Below are 3,534 nucleotides of genomic sequence, written 5' to 3' on the forward strand. Positions count from 1 at the left end.
GCTCCCACAAACTGTCAGGCACCAACCGCTCGACAAGCTCGCTCGCCATACAGCCAGCATCCCGCAAGATCACACCAAACGAAATGGCCTGTTAGCCGTGCAGAGCCGGGGTTCGTCACCCCAAGATGACACAGGACTGCTGAACGTCCCGTCCGATGCCACGCTACCGAGGCGGCCCAACTTCCATCGGATGAACCCCCTGGTGATCAGCATCCGAAAAACCGGGAAAACCCCAGGTCAGACGTTCTGCCGGCTCTCACGCTGGATGAACAGGGCCGATGACGGCCCTCGCCCCCGCTGGTCAAAGCAGTTCGCCCTGGCTTCGCTCGGGGCGCTCCACCTCGACCAGCGGCTCGCAGCTATCGAGGAAGGCCCACCCCTGCCCGTCACGATGCCGGCAGACGGGGTGCTCCCCGCGCTCGTGAACACCGACTGCGGCGCGCTCGGTCGGCTGCCCCCGCCAGGACCCCCACCCGCACCGGCACCGGCACCGGCACCGGCACCGGCCGGCAGCGACGGCACCGCACCTCCCCCGACAGGTGCATACCGCCCGCCGCAAAGGCGCAACTGCCGTGCCCGTCTCCCGGGGGCATCCACCCCACACACCCACCCCCACGCACCCGCCGCCGGAAAAGAGCCGTCAGCCGCGGCATCCTGCCCGTGCCGCCGCGAAAGGCAGCGGCACCCCCCGGCGGCTCCCACACCCCCCAGCCCCCACCCCTCGGCCCCCGGCCCCGGCCCTCACCCGACACGCCCCCGGCCCTCACGGCAGCCCGGCCAAGGACACAACGCACCCCCCGGGGAGCCACACGCCGCCGGTGTGAACTGCGGTCGCCTCCCGCCCAGTTCACCCCCGGGAAGCCGGCCGCCGCCCCCAGAACAAGGGAGCGGAACACGGCCGCGGTCACGGCACGGCCGGCCGCGCACTCTGTACGGGTGACATGCCCGTGTCGTTCGGGATAGGGAGAGACGATTTACGACATTTTGGTCCGGCAAGCAGGAAATTCCTCTCTGCTTTCTCCCGCACGAAAGGGCTGCTGTGAAACGGGTCGGTATCTACGCATCCCTGTCTATTGCCGCCGCCATGGCACTGACAGGCGCAACAGCGAGCCAGGCTTCCGCGGAATTCCGCTACGATCCCGCACCCCCCGCCCAATATACGATCATCTTTAATAACGGCGGATTCGTCGGGGACATCACCAACAACGGCGACGGCAACAGCAATAACGTCCAGGTGGTCGGCAACGGCGGCACCGGCGGCACCCAGGGCGGCACCGGCAACACCCAGGGCGGCACCAACAACACCCAGAGCGCCGCGCAGGGCGGCACCCACAACATCCAGGGCCCCGCCCAGGGCGGCACCAACAACGTCCAGGGCGGCACCCAGGTCGACGGCAAGAACAACACCCTCGGCGGCACCGTCGGCGGCACCAACAACATCCAGGGCGGCACCCAGGCCGGCACCCACAACGCCCAGGGCGGCGCCCAGGGCGGCACCAACAACGTCCAGGGCGGCACCCTCAACGGCACCCGCAACACCCTCGGCGGCACCCAGGGCGGCACCAACAACACCCAGGGCGCCACCCAGGGCGCCGGCGACAACAACACCCAGGGCGCCACCCAGTCCGGCACCAACAACACCCAGGGCGGCACCACCGGAGCCACCAAAACCCTCGACGACACCAAGACCATCGACGACACGACACACCAACTGATCACCGACTCCCTGAACACGGCCGGCGACCAGGCGACACAGCAACTCATCGCCGACTCCCTCCAGCTGGCCGCCGACCTGGCCGCCGACGCGATGAGGTCATAGACCACCACCCCGACCAACCAGGCCCCCGGGAACACCGGCGACAGGGACCACACCCCACTCCCCTGCCACCACCCCCGGGGGCTCCACCATGCCCCCGCCCCCAGCCCCGGCCCTCACCTCCAACCCCGGCCCGGCCCCGGGCTCCGCCCCCACAGGCAGAAACACAGCACCCCGCGCCCACCCCGCAGCCCACGCCCCGCACTCGACCCGCGACCCGCGACCCGTGACCCGCGACCGGAGACGCAGAGACCAGCGACCCGTGACCGGCGACGCAGGAACCGGCGACCAGCCACCGGCGACGCATGGACCGACGACCTGCGACCCGGCGTCCGCCGGGAACCGCAGGGCAGGCACCCGGCGGACGCGTGAGGCCGGTGACACGCGCGGGCGGGACTTGTCTGTACGCACCTCATCCGGGCCCCACCGCGCCAGGTTTTTCGGGGGACCACGGATGCACCAAGGTGTTCCGGCCCGCCCGCGGTGGCTACGCCAGACCGCCGTTGCTCATCAGCAGCTGGCCGTTGATCCACCCGCCTTCCCCGGAACACAGGAAATCCACCAGGTGCGCGGTGTCCTCAGGAGTGCCCAGACGGCCGAGCGGGGTGCTGCGGACACACTGCTCCCGGACTTCCCCGGACATCCAGCCGGTGTCGACCGGCCCGGGGTTGATCACGTTGGCGGTCACACCGAGAGGGGACAGTTCACGGGCGGCGGCCAGGACGATCCGGTCCAGGGCTCCCCTGCTCGCCCCGTAGGGCAGGTTGCCGACGGTGTGATCACTGGTCAGGCCGATGACCCGGCCCGACCCCGGGGCTGAGGCGAAACGGCGGGCGAACTCACGGATCAGCAGCCAGCTGGCACGGGCGTTCACCGCGAAGTGCCGGTCGAAACTCTCCACCGTGGTGTCCAGCAGACCGGAGCCGACCGACTCGCAGTGACACATCACCAGCGCGGTGACCTTCCCCAGACGCCGCTCGGCCTCGTCGAACACACGCGCCGCAGCGGCCGGGTCCGCGAGATCCGCCTCGATCGCCGCGGCGGACGCACCCAGCCCGGCCAGCACCCCGCCGACCGTCTCGGCCGCGCCCGGCTCCCTGCCCCACGACATGCGCTCGTCATAAGACGCCCAGAAGGTGAACGCGATGTCCCAGCCCGACGCCGCCAGCCCGCGAGCGACACCCGCACCGATACCCACCGAGCGGCCCACACCGGTAACCAGCGCCAGCGGACGGCCGGCCCCGGACACCCCTCCACCGGCCGGACGCTCTCCCCCACTGCTCATCACAGCCCGCGACCGTCCACGACCCCCACAAAAACATCAAACCCATTTCCCGCCCCAGCCCTCCCACCACCCACCCACAACCGGGAGGGACAGCGTTCAGCCGCCCCGAAGACGGCCACAAGGACCTCCCCCCCCCCAGCCATACCGGAAGCGCACCACCCACCCACACACCGAAAGACCAGGCCACATCCACCACGAACCGAACCACCCGCACGGACGCACACGCCAGACGCCAGACGCTGGAGCGGACTGCCCACCATCCCTCCAAAAGACCGGATCACGTCCGCCACGAGCCGAGCCGCCCACACGGAAGCGGGGCCACGGGAACGGGAACCGGCCGCCGCCGCGGGATGCGCACACAGGCCACGAGCCGGGAACGGGACACAACCCACGGGCCGGGCGCGCCAGAACTGGGGGGCGGGGCGCGGGAGCT

General features: G+C 70.7%; 2 protein-coding genes. One reads left to right on the plus strand and one right to left on the minus strand.

Features of this window, described 5'->3' with window-relative positions:
• The first annotated feature begins 1,084 nt into the window (after window positions 1-1,084).
• The gene (locus tag FHS34_RS36320; protein ID WP_184973664.1) at window positions 1,085-1,819 is read left to right on the plus strand and encodes a hypothetical protein; all 735 of its coding nucleotides are present in this window, start codon (window positions 1,085-1,087) and stop codon (window positions 1,817-1,819) included.
• A 484-nt stretch (window positions 1,820-2,303) separates the two neighbouring features.
• Here the strand turns inward: FHS34_RS36320 and FHS34_RS36325 are convergent, their stop codons facing one another.
• Window positions 2,304-3,101 carry an SDR family oxidoreductase gene (locus tag FHS34_RS36325; protein ID WP_184973666.1) on the minus strand — a complete coding sequence of 266 codons (798 nt, stop codon included), beginning with the start codon at window positions 3,099-3,101 and terminating at the stop codon, window positions 2,304-2,306.
• Window positions 3,102-3,534 lie beyond the last annotated feature (433 nt).

Source organism: Streptomyces echinatus (assembly GCF_014203595.1).
Classification (GTDB): domain Bacteria; phylum Actinomycetota; class Actinomycetes; order Streptomycetales; family Streptomycetaceae; genus Streptomyces; species Streptomyces echinatus.